General features: G+C 72.8%; 16 protein-coding genes. 10 read left to right on the forward strand and 6 right to left on the reverse strand.

Going from position 1 to position 18,411, the window contains the following annotated elements:
* Positions 1-98: 98 nt before the first annotated feature.
* Positions 99-2,204 carry an ATP-binding protein gene (locus ACIQWA_RS05050; protein WP_402478280.1) on the forward strand — a complete coding sequence of 702 codons (2,106 nt, stop codon included), beginning with the start codon at positions 99-101 and terminating at the stop codon, positions 2,202-2,204.
* Positions 2,205-2,618: 414 nt separating this feature from the next.
* On the opposite strand, the gene ACIQWA_RS05055 is transcribed toward ACIQWA_RS05050, so the two are convergent.
* The 3 genes from ACIQWA_RS05055 to ACIQWA_RS05065 all read right to left on the reverse strand — a co-directional run bounded on the left by ACIQWA_RS05055 (position 2,619) and on the right by ACIQWA_RS05065 (position 4,239).
* The gene (locus tag ACIQWA_RS05055) at positions 2,619-3,302 is read right to left on the reverse strand and encodes a hypothetical protein (protein ID WP_402478283.1); all 684 of its coding nucleotides are present in this window, start codon (positions 3,300-3,302) and stop codon (positions 2,619-2,621) included.
* 74 nt (positions 3,303-3,376) lie between these two features.
* The gene (locus ACIQWA_RS05060) at positions 3,377-3,787 is read right to left on the reverse strand and encodes a hypothetical protein (RefSeq protein ID WP_402478285.1); all 411 of its coding nucleotides are present in this window, start codon (positions 3,785-3,787) and stop codon (positions 3,377-3,379) included.
* Positions 3,784-4,239, reverse strand: a complete 456-nt coding sequence (locus ACIQWA_RS05065; protein WP_402478288.1) for a hypothetical protein — start codon at positions 4,237-4,239, stop codon at positions 3,784-3,786. The genes ACIQWA_RS05060 and ACIQWA_RS05065 overlap by 4 nt, the downstream gene beginning before the upstream one ends.
* 437 nt (positions 4,240-4,676) lie before the next feature.
* Between ACIQWA_RS05065 and ACIQWA_RS05070 the strand changes: the two genes are divergently transcribed.
* The 5 genes from ACIQWA_RS05070 (at position 4,677) to fahA (ending at position 10,910) form a co-directional block, all read left to right on the forward strand.
* Positions 4,677-6,089 (forward strand): phosphoribosyltransferase family protein, encoded by a 1,413-nt coding sequence (locus ACIQWA_RS05070; RefSeq protein ID WP_402478290.1) that lies wholly within the window; start codon positions 4,677-4,679, stop codon positions 6,087-6,089.
* 269 nt (positions 6,090-6,358) lie between these two features.
* A complete protein-coding gene (gene hppD, locus ACIQWA_RS05075; RefSeq protein ID WP_360245845.1) occupies positions 6,359-7,573 on the forward strand; it encodes a 4-hydroxyphenylpyruvate dioxygenase in 1,215 nt (404 codons plus the stop codon).
* Positions 7,574-7,639: 66 nt separating this feature from the next.
* Positions 7,640-8,842, forward strand: a complete 1,203-nt coding sequence (locus ACIQWA_RS05080) for a homogentisate 1,2-dioxygenase (RefSeq protein WP_402478293.1) — start codon at positions 7,640-7,642, stop codon at positions 8,840-8,842.
* Complete coding sequence (locus ACIQWA_RS05085) at positions 8,839-9,693, forward strand: hypothetical protein (protein WP_402478296.1); 855 nt, start codon at positions 8,839-8,841, stop codon at positions 9,691-9,693. The genes ACIQWA_RS05080 and ACIQWA_RS05085 overlap by 4 nt, the downstream gene beginning before the upstream one ends.
* Positions 9,690-10,910 (forward strand): fumarylacetoacetase, encoded by a 1,221-nt coding sequence (gene fahA, locus ACIQWA_RS05090; protein WP_402478297.1) that lies wholly within the window; start codon positions 9,690-9,692, stop codon positions 10,908-10,910. Before ACIQWA_RS05085 ends, fahA begins: the two co-directional genes overlap by 4 nt.
* Positions 10,911-11,071: 161 nt before the next feature.
* On the opposite strand, the gene ACIQWA_RS05095 is transcribed toward fahA, so the two are convergent.
* The gene (locus tag ACIQWA_RS05095; RefSeq protein WP_402478300.1) at positions 11,072-11,845 is read right to left on the reverse strand and encodes an SDR family oxidoreductase; all 774 of its coding nucleotides are present in this window, start codon (positions 11,843-11,845) and stop codon (positions 11,072-11,074) included.
* A 96-nt stretch (positions 11,846-11,941) separates the two neighbouring features.
* Here ACIQWA_RS05095 and ACIQWA_RS05100 point away from each other — a divergent pair, with 96 nt between their 5' ends.
* The 3 genes from ACIQWA_RS05100 (at position 11,942) to ACIQWA_RS05110 (ending at position 14,886) form a co-directional block, all read left to right on the forward strand.
* Complete coding sequence (locus ACIQWA_RS05100) at positions 11,942-12,586, forward strand: TetR/AcrR family transcriptional regulator (RefSeq protein ID WP_402478302.1); 645 nt, start codon at positions 11,942-11,944, stop codon at positions 12,584-12,586.
* Positions 12,587-12,753: 167 nt separating this feature from the next.
* The gene (locus tag ACIQWA_RS05105; RefSeq protein WP_402478306.1) at positions 12,754-13,869 is read left to right on the forward strand and encodes an enoyl-CoA hydratase/isomerase family protein; all 1,116 of its coding nucleotides are present in this window, start codon (positions 12,754-12,756) and stop codon (positions 13,867-13,869) included.
* 219 nt (positions 13,870-14,088) lie between these two features.
* Entirely contained in the window at positions 14,089-14,886 is a 798-nt protein-coding gene (locus tag ACIQWA_RS05110) for an enoyl-CoA hydratase (RefSeq protein ID WP_402478307.1), read from the forward strand.
* A gap of 135 nt (positions 14,887-15,021) precedes the next feature.
* Here ACIQWA_RS05110 and ACIQWA_RS05115 read toward each other — a convergent pair whose 3' ends face one another.
* Positions 15,022-16,944, reverse strand: coding sequence for an NAD-binding protein (locus ACIQWA_RS05115; RefSeq protein WP_402478310.1), 1,923 nt, complete (start codon positions 16,942-16,944; stop codon positions 15,022-15,024).
* A gap of 89 nt (positions 16,945-17,033) precedes the next feature.
* On the opposite strand from ACIQWA_RS05115, the gene ACIQWA_RS05120 reads away from it, so the two are divergent.
* Positions 17,034-17,693 carry an HdeD family acid-resistance protein gene (locus tag ACIQWA_RS05120; RefSeq protein ID WP_402478313.1) on the forward strand — a complete coding sequence of 220 codons (660 nt, stop codon included), beginning with the start codon at positions 17,034-17,036 and terminating at the stop codon, positions 17,691-17,693.
* 30 nt (positions 17,694-17,723) lie between these two features.
* On the opposite strand, the gene ACIQWA_RS05125 is transcribed toward ACIQWA_RS05120, so the two are convergent.
* Complete coding sequence (locus ACIQWA_RS05125; RefSeq protein WP_402478316.1) at positions 17,724-18,362, reverse strand: DUF6461 domain-containing protein; 639 nt, start codon at positions 18,360-18,362, stop codon at positions 17,724-17,726.
* Between the last annotated feature and the right edge of the window lie 49 nt (positions 18,363-18,411).

Consider the following 18,411-nt stretch of genomic DNA (forward strand, 5'->3'; position numbering starts at 1 on the left):
GGACCGAACGCCCTGGGACCGAACGCTCTGGGGACAAGGCGCCGGCGGACCACGTCGCGGCCGGCGGAACACCCGCTGTCGAGAACCGAGGTGGTGCCATGATCACGGTCTCCGATCCCCCGCGCCGCACCCGGGCCGAGCGGCAACTGACCGCCGCCGCGGTCGTCACCGCACTCTGCTTCGTCTCCGCGACGGTGTGGATCTGCTACGTGCTCGTCCACCTCGGCGAACCGGGTGTCTCCCACCCCCGCGACGAACTCGCCATCCTGGTCTACGCCCTGCCGACCGCCGGAGCGGGCATGCTGCTCCACGCGCACCGCCCGGGCAGTCCGCTCGGCTGGGTGATGCTCGTCTACGCGCTCACCAACATCCTTCCCCGGGTGGCGGCCGCACCGCTGTGGGTCGAGGTCCGCGACCCTGGCATCGCCGGCGCCGTACTGGCCTTCGACACCCTGCTCAGCGCGGTCAGGACGACGCTCATCTACGCGCTGCCGCTCTGGCTGCCGAGCGGACGGCTGACGACGCGGCGATGGTGGTGGTTCATCGGGGCCGTCGGCGTGTGGGTGACCGCCGAGGTGGCCCAGGGCCTCGCCTACCCGACGACCTACGGGCGGACCAACCCGCTGGCCGACAGCCCGCCGGCACACCTCGCCGTGACCGTGGTCGACGGACTGGGCGGCCACGACCTGCTGATCAGCGAGTGCGTGCTCGGGTTCGTCACGCTGGTCCTGCTGTCACGGCTGCTGCGGCCGGCGGCCGTCCCGGGGCGCGACGCGGCCGAGACCCGTCGGCACCGGCTGCGGGTGGCGGGCATGCTCGGGGCGTACGTGCTCTGGGTCGCGCTGCAGGACTTCTACATGCGCAACCGCGCCGACCACTACTGGCTCAGCTACTGGCTGTTCACCGCGGCGGGGGCGGTCTGGGCCGTCGCGATCGGCTTCCTGGTGATCCGGGACCACGGCTGGCGGCTCGACCGGGCGGCCCGCAGCGTCCTGATCGGGCTGTTGCTGGGCACCGGCGTCACCGGACTGTTCGTGGTGGCCGCCGCCGTACTGTCCAACTCGCTGCTACCGGGGCGCGGTGGAGCCGCCCTGCTGCTGATCGCCCTGGTGTACGCGCTCGGCGCCACTCTGCCGAAGGCGGCGCGACGGGCCGTCGCCGTGGTGGACCGGCTGTACTACGGCGAACGCGCGCAGCCGTACCAGGTGCTGCGCACGCTCGCGGGGCGGGTGCGGCAGGTCGTCGACCCGGAGCAGCTGCCGGCGGCGCTGTGCGCGACCGTCGCCGAGGAACTCAAGCTGCCCGGCGTCACCCTGGCCGTCACCACCCGGGCCGGACGGCGCACGCTGGCCACCGCCGGGCGGCTGAACGGCCGCAGCCAGGGCTTCGCGCTCGTCCACAACGGGCTGCCGATCGGCGAGTTGACCGTCGGGCTGCGGACGGGCGAGGAGCGGCTGGCGGCGACCGACGTGGACATCCTGCGTTCGCTCGCCGACCAGGCCTCGCCCGCCGTCGCCTCCCTGCAGCTCCAGGAGGACCTGCTGGCCAGCCGGGAGCAGATCATCGCCGCCCGGGAGGAGGAACGACGGTGGCTGCGGCGGGACATCCACGACGGGCTCGGGCCGGCCCTGGCCGGCCTGCGGCTGCGGGTGGACAACGCGGCCTCGACGGCGGCGGACGGCGGGCTCGCGGATCCGCTGCACACCGTCTCCGAGGGCCTGGGGATGGCGATCCAGGAGGTCCGCCGGATCACCGACCGGCTCGGGCCGGCGCCGCTGGGCGAACTCGGACTGGCCCGGGCGGTCCGGCAGCTGGCGGACAACTTCATCGGGGCGGGGCTGGCCGTGACGGTGGAGGTCGCGCCGGAACCGCTGCCGGAGCTGGCGGCGGCGGTGGAGGTCGCGGCCTACCGGATCACCGCGGAAGCGCTCAACAACGTGCTGCGGCACGCCCGGGCCCGGACCGCGCGGGTGACGCTCAGGGTGGACGACGAGGCGCTGACCCTGACCGTGCAGGACGACGGGGTCGGGTACCGGTGGGAGGCGAAGACCACCGAGGAACCGCCGGGCGGTGGGGTCGGCCTGCGGTCGATGGCCGACCGGGCGGCGGAGATCGGTGGCTGCTGCACCGTGGGACCGCTGCCCGAGCAGCACGGCACACAGGTGCTGGCGGTGCTGCCGCGCTCGGCGGCGGCCAACCGGTAGCGGGAGCGGCCGTGGCGGGCGAGCGGGTGACAGCTCGAGCGGGTGACAGCTGACAACTGACAGCCGACGGCTGACAGCGAACAGCTGACAGATTTCAAAATCTGTCAGCTGTTAGTTGTTTTTTGTCGGCTGTCAGCTGTTAGTCGGAGGGGGTGGCGGCGCGGCGGGCTACTGGCCGGGCCCGCACCCGAACGGGCAGTCCTTACGCGTGACCGGGCCGGACTTCGACTCGGAACGCCCGGTCGACTCCGGGACGGGTCCGAAACAGGCCTTGCGCAGTGCCAGGGCTGCCGCGATCACGCCCGCCAGCGCTCCGGCCGTACAGATCACCCTGGTCGCAGTCGTCGAGGCAGTCGCAGTGTTCGTGGACATGAGGTGGTACTCCTGGTTCTTCCGAGCGGCCGATCCGATCGATCAATCGCTCTGCCCACCACTGTGCGGACGGGACTGCCCCGTTTGCATGGGCTCGAGGTCCTGTTCAGGTCCCAGAACCGCGCCGACCCGGCCGCGCACGGCGGTCACCGGCCCGCCCGCACCAGCTCGCAGGACGTACCGCTCACCGGCCCGGAGGTAGACCAAGTCACCTGGGAACAGCGGCACTTCGCGGTCGGCGAGACCGAGGCGGGCGTCGGCGCCGGAGAGCAGCACCAGGAACGTGTCCACCGCGGTCACGGCGTACGGCCCGTGCTGCCCACCGGGGGCGAGGAGCACGGTGTCGACGGCGATCCGCCGGGCGGACCGGACCGGACCGAGGAGTCGCGAACCGGCGCGCTGGGTGGGGATGTGGGCGGCGGACAGGACGGGCCGGACGGTGAGCACGGCGGTCGGTGCGCCGCGCACGGCGGTGAGCCGGTGACCGCTCCCGGGCGGGTGGTGCAGCGCCTCACCCGGGGACAGGATCCGGCCGCCCGCGGACAGCCGTCCGGCCAGCACCACGGTGACCGACTCGACGGATTCGCACGGGAGTTGCTCGACCCGGACGCCGGGCGGCAGGGTCTCGACGGTCAGCGCGGCACGGACGGACGGGCGGCGCTCGGGGTCGATCAGCCGCTGGTAGACGGGCGCGGTGCGCGGGACAGCGGCGGGGACGAGGATCACAAGTGGCTCCCGGAGAACGGTGAAGGGCGGGGCTAGCGGCGGTCAGGGCCGGTGAAGGTCAGAGCTGGTGGAGGTCAGGGCCGGTCGCAGTGTTCGGCGCGGCGGCGGGCGCGTGAGGCCCGGGTGCCGGCGCGGTGGCGGGGCACGGCCAGGGTGAGGCAGAGCAGTTCCGCACCGAGCGGGCCGGCCTCGATCCACAGGGTGCAGCCCTTGCGGGCCAGCAGCAGGTCGCCGTCCGAGGCCAAGTGGTCGGGCTGGTCGGCGAGTTGTCCGATGACGGCGGCGCCGCGCAGTACGTGCAGCACGGTCTCGGCATCGGGCCGCCCGGGCAGGACGTGGTGGGCGCCCGGGCTCAGCCGCAGGTGGTCGAAGGCCTCGCACGCGCTGGTGAGCATGGCGCGACGGGCCAGTGAACGGATCCGGACCTGCTCCCCGTTCGGGCCGAGCAGGACCGTGGCGGAGCCGGTGTCGGTGGTGACGATCACCTCTGGTCACCTTCTTCGGGTTCTTCGGGTTCGTCGGGTTCTTCGCCGGAGGCTTCGGCTTCTCCGGCAGCCGGTCCCGCGGCCGGTTCGGCGGACGGTTCGGCGGACGGGGGAACGGCCAGGACGGCGTGGAAGTACTCCAGTCCGGCCGTTCCGGCGGTCAGGACGGTCCGCGCGCCGAGCGGGAGCACGACGGCGGTGCCCTCGACCAGCGGCAGGCCGGTGTCGGCGCGCTCGGGGTGGTCGGGGTGCACGACGTCCTCCGGCAACGTGGCGAGGCCGGAGCCCGCAGTGACGTACAGCGCGTGCTCGACGCCCTCGGCGGTCACCTCGGCGCTCCGTCCCGGTTCGAGCCACTGCAGGCCGACGGCGCGAAGCGGTCCCGCGAGCAGGCATCCGGGGTCGACGGCGGAGCCGCGGCGGCGCAGGTCGGTGATGACGGTGCCCGGCATGTCGGACGCTCCTTCGGTGCTGGGCGGGCTCTGCGGACCGCCTCTGCGCACCACGTTCCGCCGCCCGCCGTCCCGGTCGCACGGGGGTGTCGTCCCGTACCGCTCCCGGCCGCGCGGCCGTACCGTCCCGGGCCCGGACGTGCGTAGTCCCGGGCGGCCCCGTCGCGGTCCCGGGTCCGCGGCCGCCCAGGTCCTGGCCCCGGTCCTGCCCTGGTCCTGCCCCGGTCCTGCCCCGGTCCCACCGGGCCCTGCCGAGACCCCCGTGCGGGCCCCGCCAAGCCCCCAGCAGGCAACCGCCGGACGCCCCCACCCTGCCCGGAGCAACGCCCGGCGGAATGCCCAGCGGAACGCCCGGAGTAAGGCCCGGAGCAAGGCCCGGAGCAAGGCCCGGGACCGGTGCACCGGACCGGCGTACGGTGGAACTCGGAGGCCGTGGAATGCACGTCACCGGAACCCACTTCACCGACCGCACCGAGGCGGGCCGCCGCCTGGCCGACCGGCTCGGCCACCTCGCCGGCCCCGGCACCGTGGTGGTCGCCCTGCCCCGGGGCGGGGTGCCGGTGGCGGCCGAGGTGGCGGCGGCGCTCGGTGCGCCGCTGGACATCTGCGTGATCCGCAAGCTGGGCGTGCCGCACCAGCCCGAGCTGGGTATGGGGGCGATCGGCGAGGACGGCGTCCGGGTGCTGAACGAGCAGGTCATCCGGCTCGCCGGGGTGGATGACGGGCAGCTGGCCCAGGTGGAGCGGCGCGAGCGCGCCGAGTTGGAGCGCCGGGCCGTGCGCTACCGGGGCGACCGCCCGGCGGCCGACCTGCGCGGGCGCACGGTGGTCGTGGTGGACGACGGCGTCGCCACCGGCTCGACCGCCCGGGCCGCCTGCCGGATCGTCCGGGCCCGCGGGGCGGCGCGGGTGGTGCTTGCCGTCCCGGTGGCGCCGCGGGACTGGACGGAGCGGCTGTCCGAGGTCGCCGACGAACTGGTCTGCGTCGACACGCCGTCGCCGTTCTTCGCGATCGGCGAGTTCTACGCCGACTTCACGCAGACCGGCGACGAGGAGGTGCTGCGGCTGCTGGCCGAGGCCAGGAGCGAGCGGCCCGCCGGGGAGCCGGCCGCCGGGGAACCGGCCGGCAGGGAGCCACCCAGCGCGAAGCCGTCCGGCAGACAGCCGCCCGACGGGGAGCCGCCCGGGATCGACCGCGAGCTGCCGCTGGCCGTCGCCGGGGTCCGGCTGACCGGCCGGCTGACCGTGCCCGCCGGGGCGCGCGCCGCGGTGGTCTTCGCGCACGGCAGCGGCAGCGGCCGGCGCAGTCCGCGCAACCGGCACGTCGCCCGCCACCTGAACCGCCGCGGGCTGGGCACCCTGCTGTTCGACCTGCTCACCGAGGCCGAGGAGCCGGACCGGCGCAAGGTGTTCGACGTCGCCCTGCTCGGTTCGCGGCTGACCGCCGTGACCGAGGAACTGGGCCGCACCGAAGGGGCCCGGGGGCTGCCGCTGGGACTGTTCGGTGCCAGCACCGGCGCGGCCGCCGCGCTGTACACGGCCGCCGAACTGGGCCCCGCGGTACGCGCCGTGGTCTCCCGGGGCGGGCGGCCGGACCTCGCCGGGCCGGACGTGCTGGCCCGGGTGGACGCCCCTACGCTGCTCGTGGTCGGCGCGCTGGACACCACCGTGCTGGACCTCAACCGGCGGGCCCTGGCCCGGCTGGGCGGCGTGGGCGAGCTGGTGGTGGTGCCGCGCGCGAGCCATCTGTTCGAGGAGCCCGGCACCCTCGACCAGGCCGCTGAGCTGGCCGGGGACTGGTTCCTGCGCCACCTCCCGCCCGCCGACGGGCCCGGCCCCGAGGGCCGGTAGGTGCGGCTGCACAGAATTCCGGGGATGACCGCCCGGAGACAGCACATTTTGCGCAGCCCGAGCCGGGATTTCCTGGCCAGCTTGTACACATTGAGCAGTGAAAAACCGACCTGTTGCCCAACCCCCAGGACAGGAGCAAGCTCTCCGCAACCGCACCGCCCACCCGTCGCCGTGCGGCCGCGATCCACGCGATCCGACCCGGCGGGCCGCAAGGCCCCCGAACACCCCCGGAAGCCTCAACGCCGAGGCCCTGACTGGAGGAACGAGCGATGACCCCGCAGTCCCACGCCCTTGAGCTGACCCCCGAGGAGCGCGAGGCCGGCCTCGACGCCGACCAGCTGCGCCGCCTCGTCGGCCTCGTCGAGCACGACCAGGCCTCCGACCCGTTCCCGGTCACCGCCCAGGACGCGGTCGTCTTCGTGGTCGGCAACGCCACCCAGACGGCCCAGTTCTACCAGGTCGTGTTCGGCATGGAGCTGGTCGCCTACTCCGGCCCGGAGACCGGCCGCCGCGACCGCAAGGCCTACGTGCTGCGCTCCGGCTCCTGCCGCTTCGTGATCAAGGGTGGCGTCCAGCCGGACAGCGCGCTGCTGGACCACCACCGCCGGCACGGCGACGGCGTGGTCGACCTCGCCCTGGAGGTCCCGGACGTCGACAAGTGCATCGAGCACGCCCGGGCCAGCGGCGCCACCATCCTGGAGGAGCCGAACGACGTCTCGGACGAGAACGGCACCGTGCGCCGCGCGGCCATCGCCACCTACGGCGAGACCCGCCACACCCTGATCGACCGCTCCCGCTACCAGGGCCCGTACCTGCCGGGCTACGTCGTGGCGCAGAGCACCGTCACCCACCCTGAGGGCACGCCCAAGCGCCTGTTCCAGGCCCTCGACCACGCCGTCGGCAACGTCGAGCTGGGCCGGATGGACGAGTGGGTCCAGTTCTACAACCGGGTCATGGGCTTCGTGAACATGGCCGAGTTCGTCGGCGACGACATCGCCACCGAGTACTCCGCCCTGATGTCCAAGGTCGTCGCCAGCGGCAACCACCGGGTGAAGTTCCCGCTCAACGAGCCGGCCATCGCCAAGAAGAAGTCCCAGATCGACGAGTACCTGGAGTTCTACACCGGCCCCGGCTGCCAGCACATGGCGCTCGCCACCAACGACATCCTCACCACCGTCGACGTGCTGCGCTCGCGCGGCGTCGAGTTCCTCAACACCCCGGACGCCTACTACGACGACCCGGAGCTGCGGGAGCGGATCGGCAAGGTGCGGGTCCCGATCGAGGAGCTGAAGAAGCGCGGCATCCTGGTCGACCGCGACGAGGACGGCTACCTGCTGCAGATCTTCACCAAGCCGATCGGCGACCGCCCGACCGTCTTCTACGAGTTCATCGAGCGGCACGGCTCGCTGGGCTTCGGCAAGGGCAACTTCAAGGCGCTGTTCGAGTCCATCGAGCGCGAGCAGGACCGTCGCGGCAACCTGTGAGCGTCGGCCTACCCTGATTGACGGCGGCCCTGACGGACGTTCGAGGCGTCGAGGAGGAGCACGGAGATGGCGTACTACCGGCAGCTGGGCAACATCCCGCCCAAGCGGCACACCCAGCACCGCACACCCGAAGGCGGGCTGTACTACGAGGAGTTGATGGGCGAGGAGGGATTCTCCTCCGACTCCTCGCTGCTCTACCACCGGGGCATCCCCTCGGCGGTGGTCAACGCGGTGCCGTGGGAGCTGCCGGACCAGTCCACGGTGCCCAACCATCCCCTGCTCCCCCGCCACCTCAAGCTGCACGAGCTGTTCGCGGACCAGGAGTGGAAGTCCGCGGACGTGGTCGGCAGCCGCCGGCTCGTCCTCGGCAACGGCGACGTGCGGATCTCGTACGTCGCCGCCGGGGCCCCGAGCGAGCTGTACCGCAACGGACTCGGCGACGAGTGCGTGTACGTGGAGTCCGGCGCGGGCACGGTCGAGACGGTCTTCGGCTCGATCGAGGTCGGCCAGGGCGACTACGTGATCATCCCTCGCGCCACCACCCACCGTTGGGTGCCGACCGGGGACGAACCGCTGCGCGCCTACTGCATCGAGGCCAACAGCCACATCACCCCGGTCAAGCGCTACCTCTCCAAGTACGGGCAGCTGCTGGAGCACGCGCCGTACTGCGAGCGGGACTTCCGCGGACCGGTCGGGCCGCTGGTGGTCGACGCCGACGGCGACGTCGACGTGCTGGTCAAGCACCGTGGCCCGAACGGGATCTCGGGCACCCGCTACACCGTGCCGCACCACCCCTTCGACGTGGTCGGCTGGGACGGCTGCCTGTACCCGTACGCCTTCAACATCCGGGACTTCGAGCCGATCACCGGGCGGATCCACCAACCGCCGCCGGCCCACCAGGTGTTCGAGGGCAACAACTTCGTGATCTGCAACTTCGTTCCCCGCAAGGTGGACTACCACCCGCTGTCGATCCCGGTGCCTTACTACCACGCCAACGTGGACAGCGACGAGGTGATGTTCTACTGCGGCGGCGACTACGCGGCCCGCAAGGGCTCCGGCATCGCCCAGGGCTCGATCTCGCTGCACCCGGGCGGGCACACCCACGGGCCGCAGCCGGGCGCCTACGAGCGCAGCATCGGCGTGGAGTTCTTCGACGAACTGGCCGTCATGGTGGACACCTTCCGCCCGCTGGAGCTCGGCGAGGGCGGCCGGGCTGCCGAGGACCCCAACTACGCCTGGACCTGGGCGGGTCGGGGGCCCGCGCGATGAGCGCCGACGGCTCGCCGGTCCCGGAGCTGTTCCGCGGGCTCTTCGACGACGCGGCGGTGTTCCCCCCGGGGAACCTGCCGGTCGCCGAGGCGGTGCCCGCGCACCGCGTCCACCGCACGGCCTGGTACGCCGACGCGGTCGGCCCGTTCCTGTGCGGGGCGGGCCGGTTGGGCGAACTGGCCGCGGCGGTGGCGGGCACCGGGCCGCTCAGGGTCGGGCTCGTGCTGCCGGGGGGCAGCAGCGAGCTCGGGCCGGCGCTCACCGCCGCCGCACCGTTCGAGCTCGCGGGCGTCGAGCTCGCCACCCGGGACGTGCAGGAGGCCGTGGCCGAACTGGACCGGCTGCTGCCGCCGGACGTGCCGGCCGCCGTCGAAATGCCGCGCGAACTCCTGCGCGGGGACGGCCTGGACGAGACCCTGGACGCCCTGGTCGACAGCGCCTACCGGGCCAAGTTCCGCACCGGCGGGGTGGTTTCTGAGGCCTTCCCGGACGAGGACGAACTGGCCGCCTTCCTCACCGGCTGCGCCCGCCGCGGCCTGCCGTACAAGTGCACGGCCGGACTGCACAACGCCGTCCGGCACACCGACCCGGTGACCGGCTTCGAGCACCACGGCTTCCTCAACGTGCTGCTGGCCGCCCAGGAGACGGACCGCGCGGCAGCGGCCGAGGTACTGGCCGAACGCGACGGCGAGGCACTGGCCAAGGCCGTCCGCGCCCTGACCGGGCACCAGGTTACGGTGATCCGCAACTCGTTCACCGCGTTCGGCACCTGCAGCGTCGCCGAACCCCTGGACGACCTGGCCGCGCTCGGCCTGCTGTCGCCCAGTCCACTCCTCCAGGAGGACCGTTGAGCACCCCCCGCAGCTGGCTGACCAGCGCCCAGGACTCGCCGTTCGGCGTGCACAACCTGCCGTACGGCGTCTTCACCGCGGCCGACCGGCCCGGGCGGCGCCGGATCGGCGTGCGCGTCGGGGACTTCGTGCTGGACGCCGGGGCGGCCGCCCGCGCGGCCGGGGCGCCGTCCGTCCTGCTGGACGCGGACTCGCTCAACCCGCTGATGGCGGCCGGGCGTTCGACCTGGACGCAGGTGCGTGCCGACCTCACCACCTGGCTGACCGACGAGTCCTTCCGGGAGGCGCTGTCGCCGGCGCTGCTGCCGGCCGACGAGGTCGAACTGCACCTGCCGTTCGAGGTCGCGGACTACGTCGACTTCTACGCCTCCGAGCACCACGCCACCAACCTGGGCCGGATCTTCCGCCCGGGCTCGGAGCCGCTGACGCCCAACTGGAAGCACCTGCCCATCGGTTACCACGGGCGGGCGGGCACGGTCGTGGTCTCCGGCACCCCGGTGGTGCGTCCGCACGGGCAGCGCAAGGCGCCGGCCGACGCCGCGCCCAGCTTCGGGCCGACCCGGCGGCTGGACATCGAGGCCGAGGTCGGCTTCGTCGTCGGCACACCGTCCGAGCTGGGCCGCCCGGTCGTGCTGGACGACTTCCGCGAGCACGTCTTCGGCGTCTGCCTGCTCAACGACTGGTCGGCGCGCGACATCCAGGCCTGGGAGTACGTGCCGCTCGGCCCCTTCCTGGGCAAGTCCTTCGCGACCTCGGTCTCGCCGTGGATCGTGCCGCTGGACGCCCTCCAGCACGCCCGGGTCACGCCGCCGGAGCGCGACGTCGAGCCGCTGCCGTACCTGGACGACCGCGGTGGCGAGCCGTGGGGCCTGGACCTGGCCATGGAGGTCCGGCTGAACGGGCACCTGGTGTCGCGGCCGCCGTTCGCCTCCATGTACTGGACGGCGCAGCAGCAGCTGACCCACATGACCGTCAACGGCGCCTCGCTGCGCACCGGCGACCTGTTCGCCTCGGGGACGGTCAGCGGGCCGGAGCCGGACACCCGTGGCGCGCTGATCGAGCTGACCTGGAACGGCGAGGAGCCGCTCAAGCTGCCGGACGGCACCACCCGGACCTTCCTGGAGGACGGCGACGAGGTCGTCATCACGGCGACGGCCCCGGGGCCGGACGGCGTGGTGGTCGGCTTCGGCGAGGTCTCGGGGCGGGTGCGGGGCTGACGGCTGGTGGCTGGGCGGCTGACAGGTAACAGATAACAGATAACAGACGACGGATAACAGCTGACAGATTTCATCATCTGAAATCTGTCAGCTGTTCGTCGTTCGCCGTCCGTCCCTCTCCGTCTACCCCTCTCCGTCTGCCCCTCTCCGCTCCGCGCCGCCTACAGCCCGGCGCCGCCCGTCGCGTCGATGACCCGCCCGGTGACCCAGCGCGCATCGTCCGAGGCCAGGAAGGCGACGATGTCCGCGATGTCCTCCGGCTGCCCGACCCGGCCAAGCGCGGCGAGTGAGGCCGCGTGCGCCTGCGCCTCCGGGTTTCCGCGCAGCCAGCCCGCGTTGACGTCGGTGTCCACCACGCCGGGCGCGACCGAGTTCGCCGTGATCCCGCGCGGGCCCAGCTGCTTGGCCAGGTTGAGCGTGAAGGTGTCGAGCGCGCCCTTGGTCGCGCCGTAGGCGATGATCTCCGGCATCGCGAGCCGGGCGGCCCCGCTGGAGATGTTGATGATCCGGCCGCCGTCCCGCATCCGCTCCAGCCCGTGCCGCACCACGAAGAACGGCGCCCGGACGTTCACCGCGAACACCTCGTCGAAACCCTCCTCGGTCAATGCCGCGAGGTCCGAACTGCGCCCGATCCCAGCGTTGTTCACGATGATGTCGACCCCGCCGCCGGGGGCATGCGCCCCGATCTCCGCATCGAAGGCCGCCCAGAGCGCGGCCGCGTCCCCGTGCCGCCCGAGTTCGGCGCGCAGCGCGAAGGCCCGCCCGCCGTCGGCCCGGATCCCGTCGACCACCTCCCGCACCGCCGTCTCGTCCCGGGCGTAACCGACCGCGACGACGGCACCGTCGCGTCCGAGCCGGCGGGCGATCGCCCGACCGATCCCCCTGCTGCCACCGGTGACCAGCGCCACCTTGCCCTCGAGTCCGTACGTACCCATGACCGAGCCCCTCCTGCTACGTCGACACTTCTTGAGCGATCGCTCAAGAAAGAAGCTAGCACACACTTCTTGAGCGACTGCTCTAAAATCCGATCCATGACCGAGGCAGCGACACCCGACAGCGCGCCGGCGGCCGGCCCGGCCCCCCGCCCCCGACGCGGACGGCCGCCCGCCTTCGACCGGGAGGAGGCCCTGTCCGCCGCGACCCGGCTGTTCTGGCAACGCGGCTACGAGGCCACCTCCGTCACCGACCTGACCGCCGCCATGGGCATCCGCCCCGGCAGCCTCTACGCCGCCTTCGGCGACAAGCGCTCGCTCTTCGAGGAGGTCGTCCGCCGGTACGGCCGATCCCCGGTCGGCGCGTTCGTCGGCGTCGCGCTGGCCGAGGAGACCGGCGCCCGGGCCGCCTTCGCCCGGATCCTGCGCGAGGCCGCCGCGATCTACCCGGACCCGTCCCACCCGGCGGGCTGCCTGGTGATCAGCGCCGCCACCAACGTCACCCCGCAGGACGCCGGGGTCCAGGCCCTCCTGCGCGACCTGCGCAACCGGAACCGGCAGGTCTTCGAGGACCGGCTGCTCGCCGCCCGGCAGGACGGCGAACTGCCGCCCGAGGCCGACCCGAAGGCGCTGGCCGGGTACATCGCCACGGTCATCCAGGGGATGTCCCAGCAGGCCCGCGACGGCGCCACCGCCGAGGAGCTCGGCCGCGTCGCCGAACTCGCCCTGCGCGCCTGGCCGTAGCCACCTGCCGTAGCCACCTGCCGTAGCCGTCCGCCGCGACCGCCGTCCCTGCCGCCCCGCTCCCGGGCCTCGGCGAGCCCGGGCGGCCTCGTGATCACAACGGCCCAACTGCCCCGGTACGGTGGACCGCGGCAGGCGAGATCACCAAGGGAACGGGAGCGGTTCCGATGAGCGCAGCGGCGGCAGAGGCGGCAGCGGTCCAGCAGGCCCAGGCGGTCCAGGAGGTCCAGGCCGTCCTGGACGGCGACGGCGGCCTCGGGCGGATCGTGCTCAACCGTCCGCGAGCCCTCAACTCCCTGACCCACGGCGTGATCACCACCATCCGGACGACGCTGGACGACTGGGCCGCCGACGACCGGGTGCGCACCGTCGTCCTGACCGGCGCCGGTGAGCGCGGCCTGTGCGCGGGAGCGGACCTGCGCGCGATGCACGCCGACGTCACGGCCGGCGGCGCCGGCACCCGCGCCTTCTTCCGCGACGAGTACCGGGTGAACGCGCTGATCGCCCGCTACCCGAAGCCCTTCGTCGCGGTCATGGACGGCATCACCATGGGCGGCGGCATCGGCCTGTCCGCCCACGCCGCGCTGCGGATCGTCACCGAGCGCTCCGTGATCGCGATGCCCGAGACCCGGATCGGGCTCGTCCCGGACGTCGGCGGCAGCCTCCTGCTCGCCCGCGCCCCGGGCGAGTTCGGCACCCATCTCGGGCTCACCTCGGCCTCGATCGGCCCCGCCGACGCGCTGCTGTGCGGTTTCGCGGACCACTACGTCCCGTCCTCCCGCCTGCCCGAGCTGCTCGACGCCCTCGCCGGTGGCGCCGATCCGGCCGCGACCATCGCCGCCCACGCCGGGCCCGCGCCGACCGCCGGAACCACCGGGGCTACCAGACCCGCTGGATTGGCCGCTCAGCAGGAGTGGATCGACGCCTGCTACGCGGCCGACACCGTCGAGGAGATCGTCCGGCGCCTGCTCGACTCCGGAGTGCCGGAGGCGAAGGAGGCCGCCGAGCTGCTGCTCGGGAACTCCCCCACCGCCGTCAAGGTCACCCTTGCCGCGCTGCGCGGCGCCCGTACGCTGCCCTCGCTGGAGGCGGCGCTCGACCAGGAGTACCGCATCTCCTGCGCCGCACTGGACCGGCCGGACCTCGCCGAGGGCATCCGTGCCCAGGTGATCGACAAGGACCGCGATCCGCAGTGGTCGCCGCGCACTCTCGCCGAGGTGACGGAGGCCGAGGTCGCGAGCTTCCTCGCCCCGCGCGAGGGCGACGAGTTGGGCCTCGCCTGAGCGGCCAGGCCCCGCCGGAGGCGAGGTCAAGGCCGAGACCGTACGGCAGGCCGCGGAACGGTACGGCGTCCAGTTCCGAACCCCGCCGCCCTGGTGACCGGCGTCTCGCATGTCAAGACTGGCGCGGGACGGGGCGCGTCGTAGATCGTTGGGTGGTCAGGGCGCGCCCCTACGGCGGCGAGCAGTGGAATGGCCGAGCAGCGGATTGGAAGTACGGCGATGACCGAGAGCGAGACCGAGACCGAGACCTACGAGACGATCCTGGTCGAGCGCAAGGGCCGGGTCGGGCTGATCACGCTCAACCGGCCGAAGGCGCTGAACGCGCTGAACACCCAGCTGATGAACGAGGTCGTGGCCGCGGCCACCGCGTTCGACCGGGACCCGGAGATCGGCTGTCTGGTGATCACCGGCTCGGAGAAGGCCTTCGCGGCCGGCGCCGACATCAAGGAGATGCAGGGCAACCGGTTCCCGGACGTCTACCTCGACGACTGGCTGGGCCCGTGGGACCGCCTCGGCGCGCTGCGCAAGCCCGTGGTCGCGGCGGTCGCCGGGTTCGCGCTGGGCGGCGGCTGCGAGCTGGCGATGATGTGCGACATCCTGCTGGCCGCGGACACCGCGAAGTTCGGCCAGCCGGAGATCAAGCTCGGCGTCCTCCCGGGCATCGGCGGCTCGCAGCGCCTCACCCGCGCCATCGGCAAGGCCAAGGCGATGGACCTCTGCCTCACCGGCCGGATGATGGGCGCCGAGGAGGCCGAGCGGGCCGGCCTGGTCGCCCGGATCGTCCCGGCTGACCAGCTGCTCACCGAGGCGCTGGCCACCGCCGAGACCGTCGCGGCGATGTCCACCCCGGCGGCGGTCATGCTCAAGGAGAGCGTCAACCGCTCCTTCGAGACGACCCTCACCGAGGGCGTCCGCTTCGAGCGCCGGCTGTTCCACTCGGTGTTCGCCACGGCGGACCAGAAGGAGGGCATGGCCGCCTTCGCCGAGAAGCGGGCGCCGAAGTTCGAGAACCGCTGACGACCGGCAGGCGGTCGACGACCGGCCACAGCTGACGGGTGACAGCGAGCGGATGACAGATGACAGATTTCAGCGAACAGATTTCATCATCTGAAATCTGTTCGCTGAAATCTGTTTGTTGTCATCTGTTCGCCGTCAGCCCTCCTCCACCAGCACGGTGTTCAGCCGCGCCAGCCCGCTGCGGGTGGCGGCGACCACGATGCGGTCGCCCGGGGTCAGCCGCCGGGTGCGGTCGGCGAAGCCCCAGTGCAGCTGGTTACTGCGGGCGAAGCGGACCGCGATGACCCGGACGCCGCCCGGGTCCTCCAGGTCATGCCGGTTCAGGCCGATCAGCCCGCTGCCGTCCTCCACCGTCAGCTCGGCGATCAGCAGCGCGTGCCGGAACACCGAGAGCGTCCCGCGCACCTCACTGCCCATCAGCGCGGCGGCGAAGGCGGGCGCGGCCAGGTAGGAGACCGATCGGGAGGCCGCGTTGTCCAGCGTCTTGTAGAAGTGGCCGGCGAAGTTGTCGTCGAACAGCCGGACCACCACCCGGACCTCGGGGTTTCCGTGGCGCGCCTCCAGCGCCGCCTCCAGGTTGGTGGCGTCGTCCCCGCTGACCGCGACCACCGCCCGGCTGTGCTTCAACCGGGCCCGGCGCAGCTGCTCCTCGAACGGCCCGTCCCCCAGGACGACCGGGATGCCGAGCGCCCGGGCGGCGGCGATGCCGCGGGCCTGCGGGTCCCGCTCCAGGCAGACCACCGGCACCCCCATCTCGTGCAGCTGGGTCGCGACCCGGGTGCCGACGTTGCCGAGCCCGACGACGATCACATGGTCCCGGGTGCCGGCGCTCGGGTTGCGCGGCAGTCCGCGCCGTCCGGAGCCGAGCACCTCGACCACGATGGCGGTGGCGACCGGTGCGAAGGTGATCCCGCAGAGGGTGATCACCACCTGGGCGACTCGCTGCCAGGCCCCGCCCGTACCCGTCCCGGCGGCTATGTCGGCCTGCTGGTCGGGCTGGGCGGCGCCGGCCAGGTCGAGCAGGGAGATGTAGACCGTCCAGCCGAAGTCCCGGCTGAGGTACCAGAGCACGCTGAACGCCAGCAGCACGGCGGCGAGCGCGGTGAGCAGCACCAGCCGCATCCGGGCGCTGGTGAAGAAGCGCATGGTGTCGAGCACCCGCCAGCGCAGCCGCCGCGCCCAGCTGATCGGCTCCCCGGGCTCCATCCGCAGCGCCTGCAGGGCGGCGATCCCGCCCGACGACTCCTCGGACGCGGACTCGGACTCGGAGCCGGACTCGCGCTCGGGCTCGGACTCGGACTCGGGCTCGGGCTCAAGACCAGGGACCGGTCCCGGCTCAGGCACCGGCTCAGGCTCCTGCTCAGGCCCCGGCGCCGCCTCGCGGCGGACCCCGCCGGGCCGGACCGGTCCGTCGTCACCGAACTCGGTGGCGAGCCGGACGAACTCGGCCGAGTCGCCCTCCTGTTCCGGTAGCAGGCGGATCTTGCTGAGGTCCTGTCGGTCGATGTGGTCGGCCACCACGCAGATCCGGTCCGAGGTGATCGCGTCGTCGAACGCGATGTGCAGGTAACGGCCGCCGATCTCGACCGAGTTGGGCCGGCCGAGCGCCGCGGCGGCGAAGGCCGGGGCGGCGGTGGCGGAGCCGGAGAGCGCGGCACCGTTCCTGAGCAGTCGTTCGATGTTCTCGCCGAGGCGCTGGTTGAACATCCGGAAGACGATCCGGATGTTCGGGTTGTGGCCCTGGGCGCTGAGCGCGGCGTGGATGTTCTCCTGGTCGCTCCCCTCGACCAGGGCCAGGCCGCGGGCGGTGTCGACGGAGACCGCGCGCAGTGCTTCCTCGGTGATGTTCGGGTATTCGACGACGGCGGCGACGCCGGCGATTTCCTCGATCCGCGGTGCGTGGTCACGGGTGCGGTCGGTGACCAGGACGACGACCGGGACTTCGTAGTGCTCGACGAGTTCCAGGACCAGCCGGTGGGCCAGGGCGTTGCCCCCGCACACGATGTAGTGCTGGCTGATCGGCTCGACCGGAGGGGTCCCCCACCCTTCAGAAGTCATACCGCCGGATGGTATCGACGGCAGGTGACCGGCGGATGTCAATTCGGAGACTGCGATGACTCGAACGGACGTACCCGACGGGCGGTCCGGTGACGGTGCACGGAGGCTGGGGTTCGTTCTCCGTCCCCGACCACGAGGAGTACGCCGCCGTGGCCCCTCCGATCATCACCCCCGACGGAACCCCGGTCCAGGGCCCGCTCGGCCTGCTCGCCAAGGCCGCCTGGCAGGTGCTGCTGGCCGCAGGGGTGGCCTCGCTCGGACTGGGGATCGTCGTCTTCGTCTGGCCGCGGGAGACGCTGCTGGTGGTGGGCGTGCTGTTCGGCCTCTACCTGCTGGTCCTCGGCGTCGTGCAACTGGTCGCCGCGTTCGGCACCCACGCCACCACCGCCCTGCGGGTGCTGGCCTTCATCAGCGGCGCGATCAGCGTGCTGCTCGGGCTGCTCTGCTTCCGCAGCGCGGTGCAGTCACTGCTGCTGCTCGCCCTCTGGATCGGGATCGGCTGGCTGTTCCGCGGCATCACCCAGCTCGCCGCCGCCATCTCCGACCCGCTGATGCCCGCCCGCGGCTGGCAGGCCTTCGCGGGTGTGGCCAACACCCTGGCCGGCGTGCTGCTGATGGTCTGGCCGGTCGGCTCGATCGCCGCGCTGACCGTGCTGGCCGGGTGCTGGCTGGTGATCCTGGGCGTGGTCGAGATCGCGACCGCCGTCCAGGTGCGCGGCCGGGCCAAGCAGATCCCTTCCGGGGTCTGACCCACCGCCACCGCCTGGGAGGCCGCGGCCTTACGGTCGGCGTGCGTAGCCGAGCCGGAAGCTGGCGGCCTCCAGCCGTTCCGGGGTGAGCCGCACGTCGGTGAGCCGCTCGGCGAGCGCGAACGCGGCCTCGGTGTGCAGTTCGCCGCGCTCGCCGTCCAGCCGGAAGCCGCAGGCCGTCAGCAGTTCGGGGATGCCGGGGGCGTCGGCGTCGTTGCCGTGCCGCTGGTCCGGGAAGAGGGGCTCGAACTGCAGGCGGCAGTCGGCGCGTTCCCACCAGTTGAAGTGGTCCACCGCGTTGGCGTTGCGGAAGTGCGAGACCAGCCGGGTGCCCTCGGTGAGCCGGGAGATGACCTCGGGCAGGCTGCCGAGGTACCCGTACGGTTCGATCGCGAGGGCCCAGCCGTCGAGCTCGGTGACGGCGACGAGCAGCCGGTCCTCGTCAAGGTCGAAGAGTTGCTCGGCTTCCTCGTCCTCGCCGTCGTCGAAGGTCTCCCAGGCGGCGACGACCGCGTTCAGCCCGGTCACCTCCCGGCCGGTCAGGGCGTCGAAGCGGGGCAGCAGTTCCTCACCGGTCATCCCCTGGACGTGGGTGAGGCAGTAGGCCTCGCCCAGGACGGGGTAGCGCTGGTCGAACCAGGTGAAGTCGGTGGCGTGCGGAGCGGTCATGCGGTGATGCTGCCAGATCTCACCGACACCGCCCGACCCGCCCCTCCCC

It is taken from the genome of Kitasatospora sp. NPDC098652, from assembly GCF_044760155.1.
Classification (GTDB): Bacteria; Actinomycetota; Actinomycetes; order Streptomycetales; family Streptomycetaceae; genus Kitasatospora.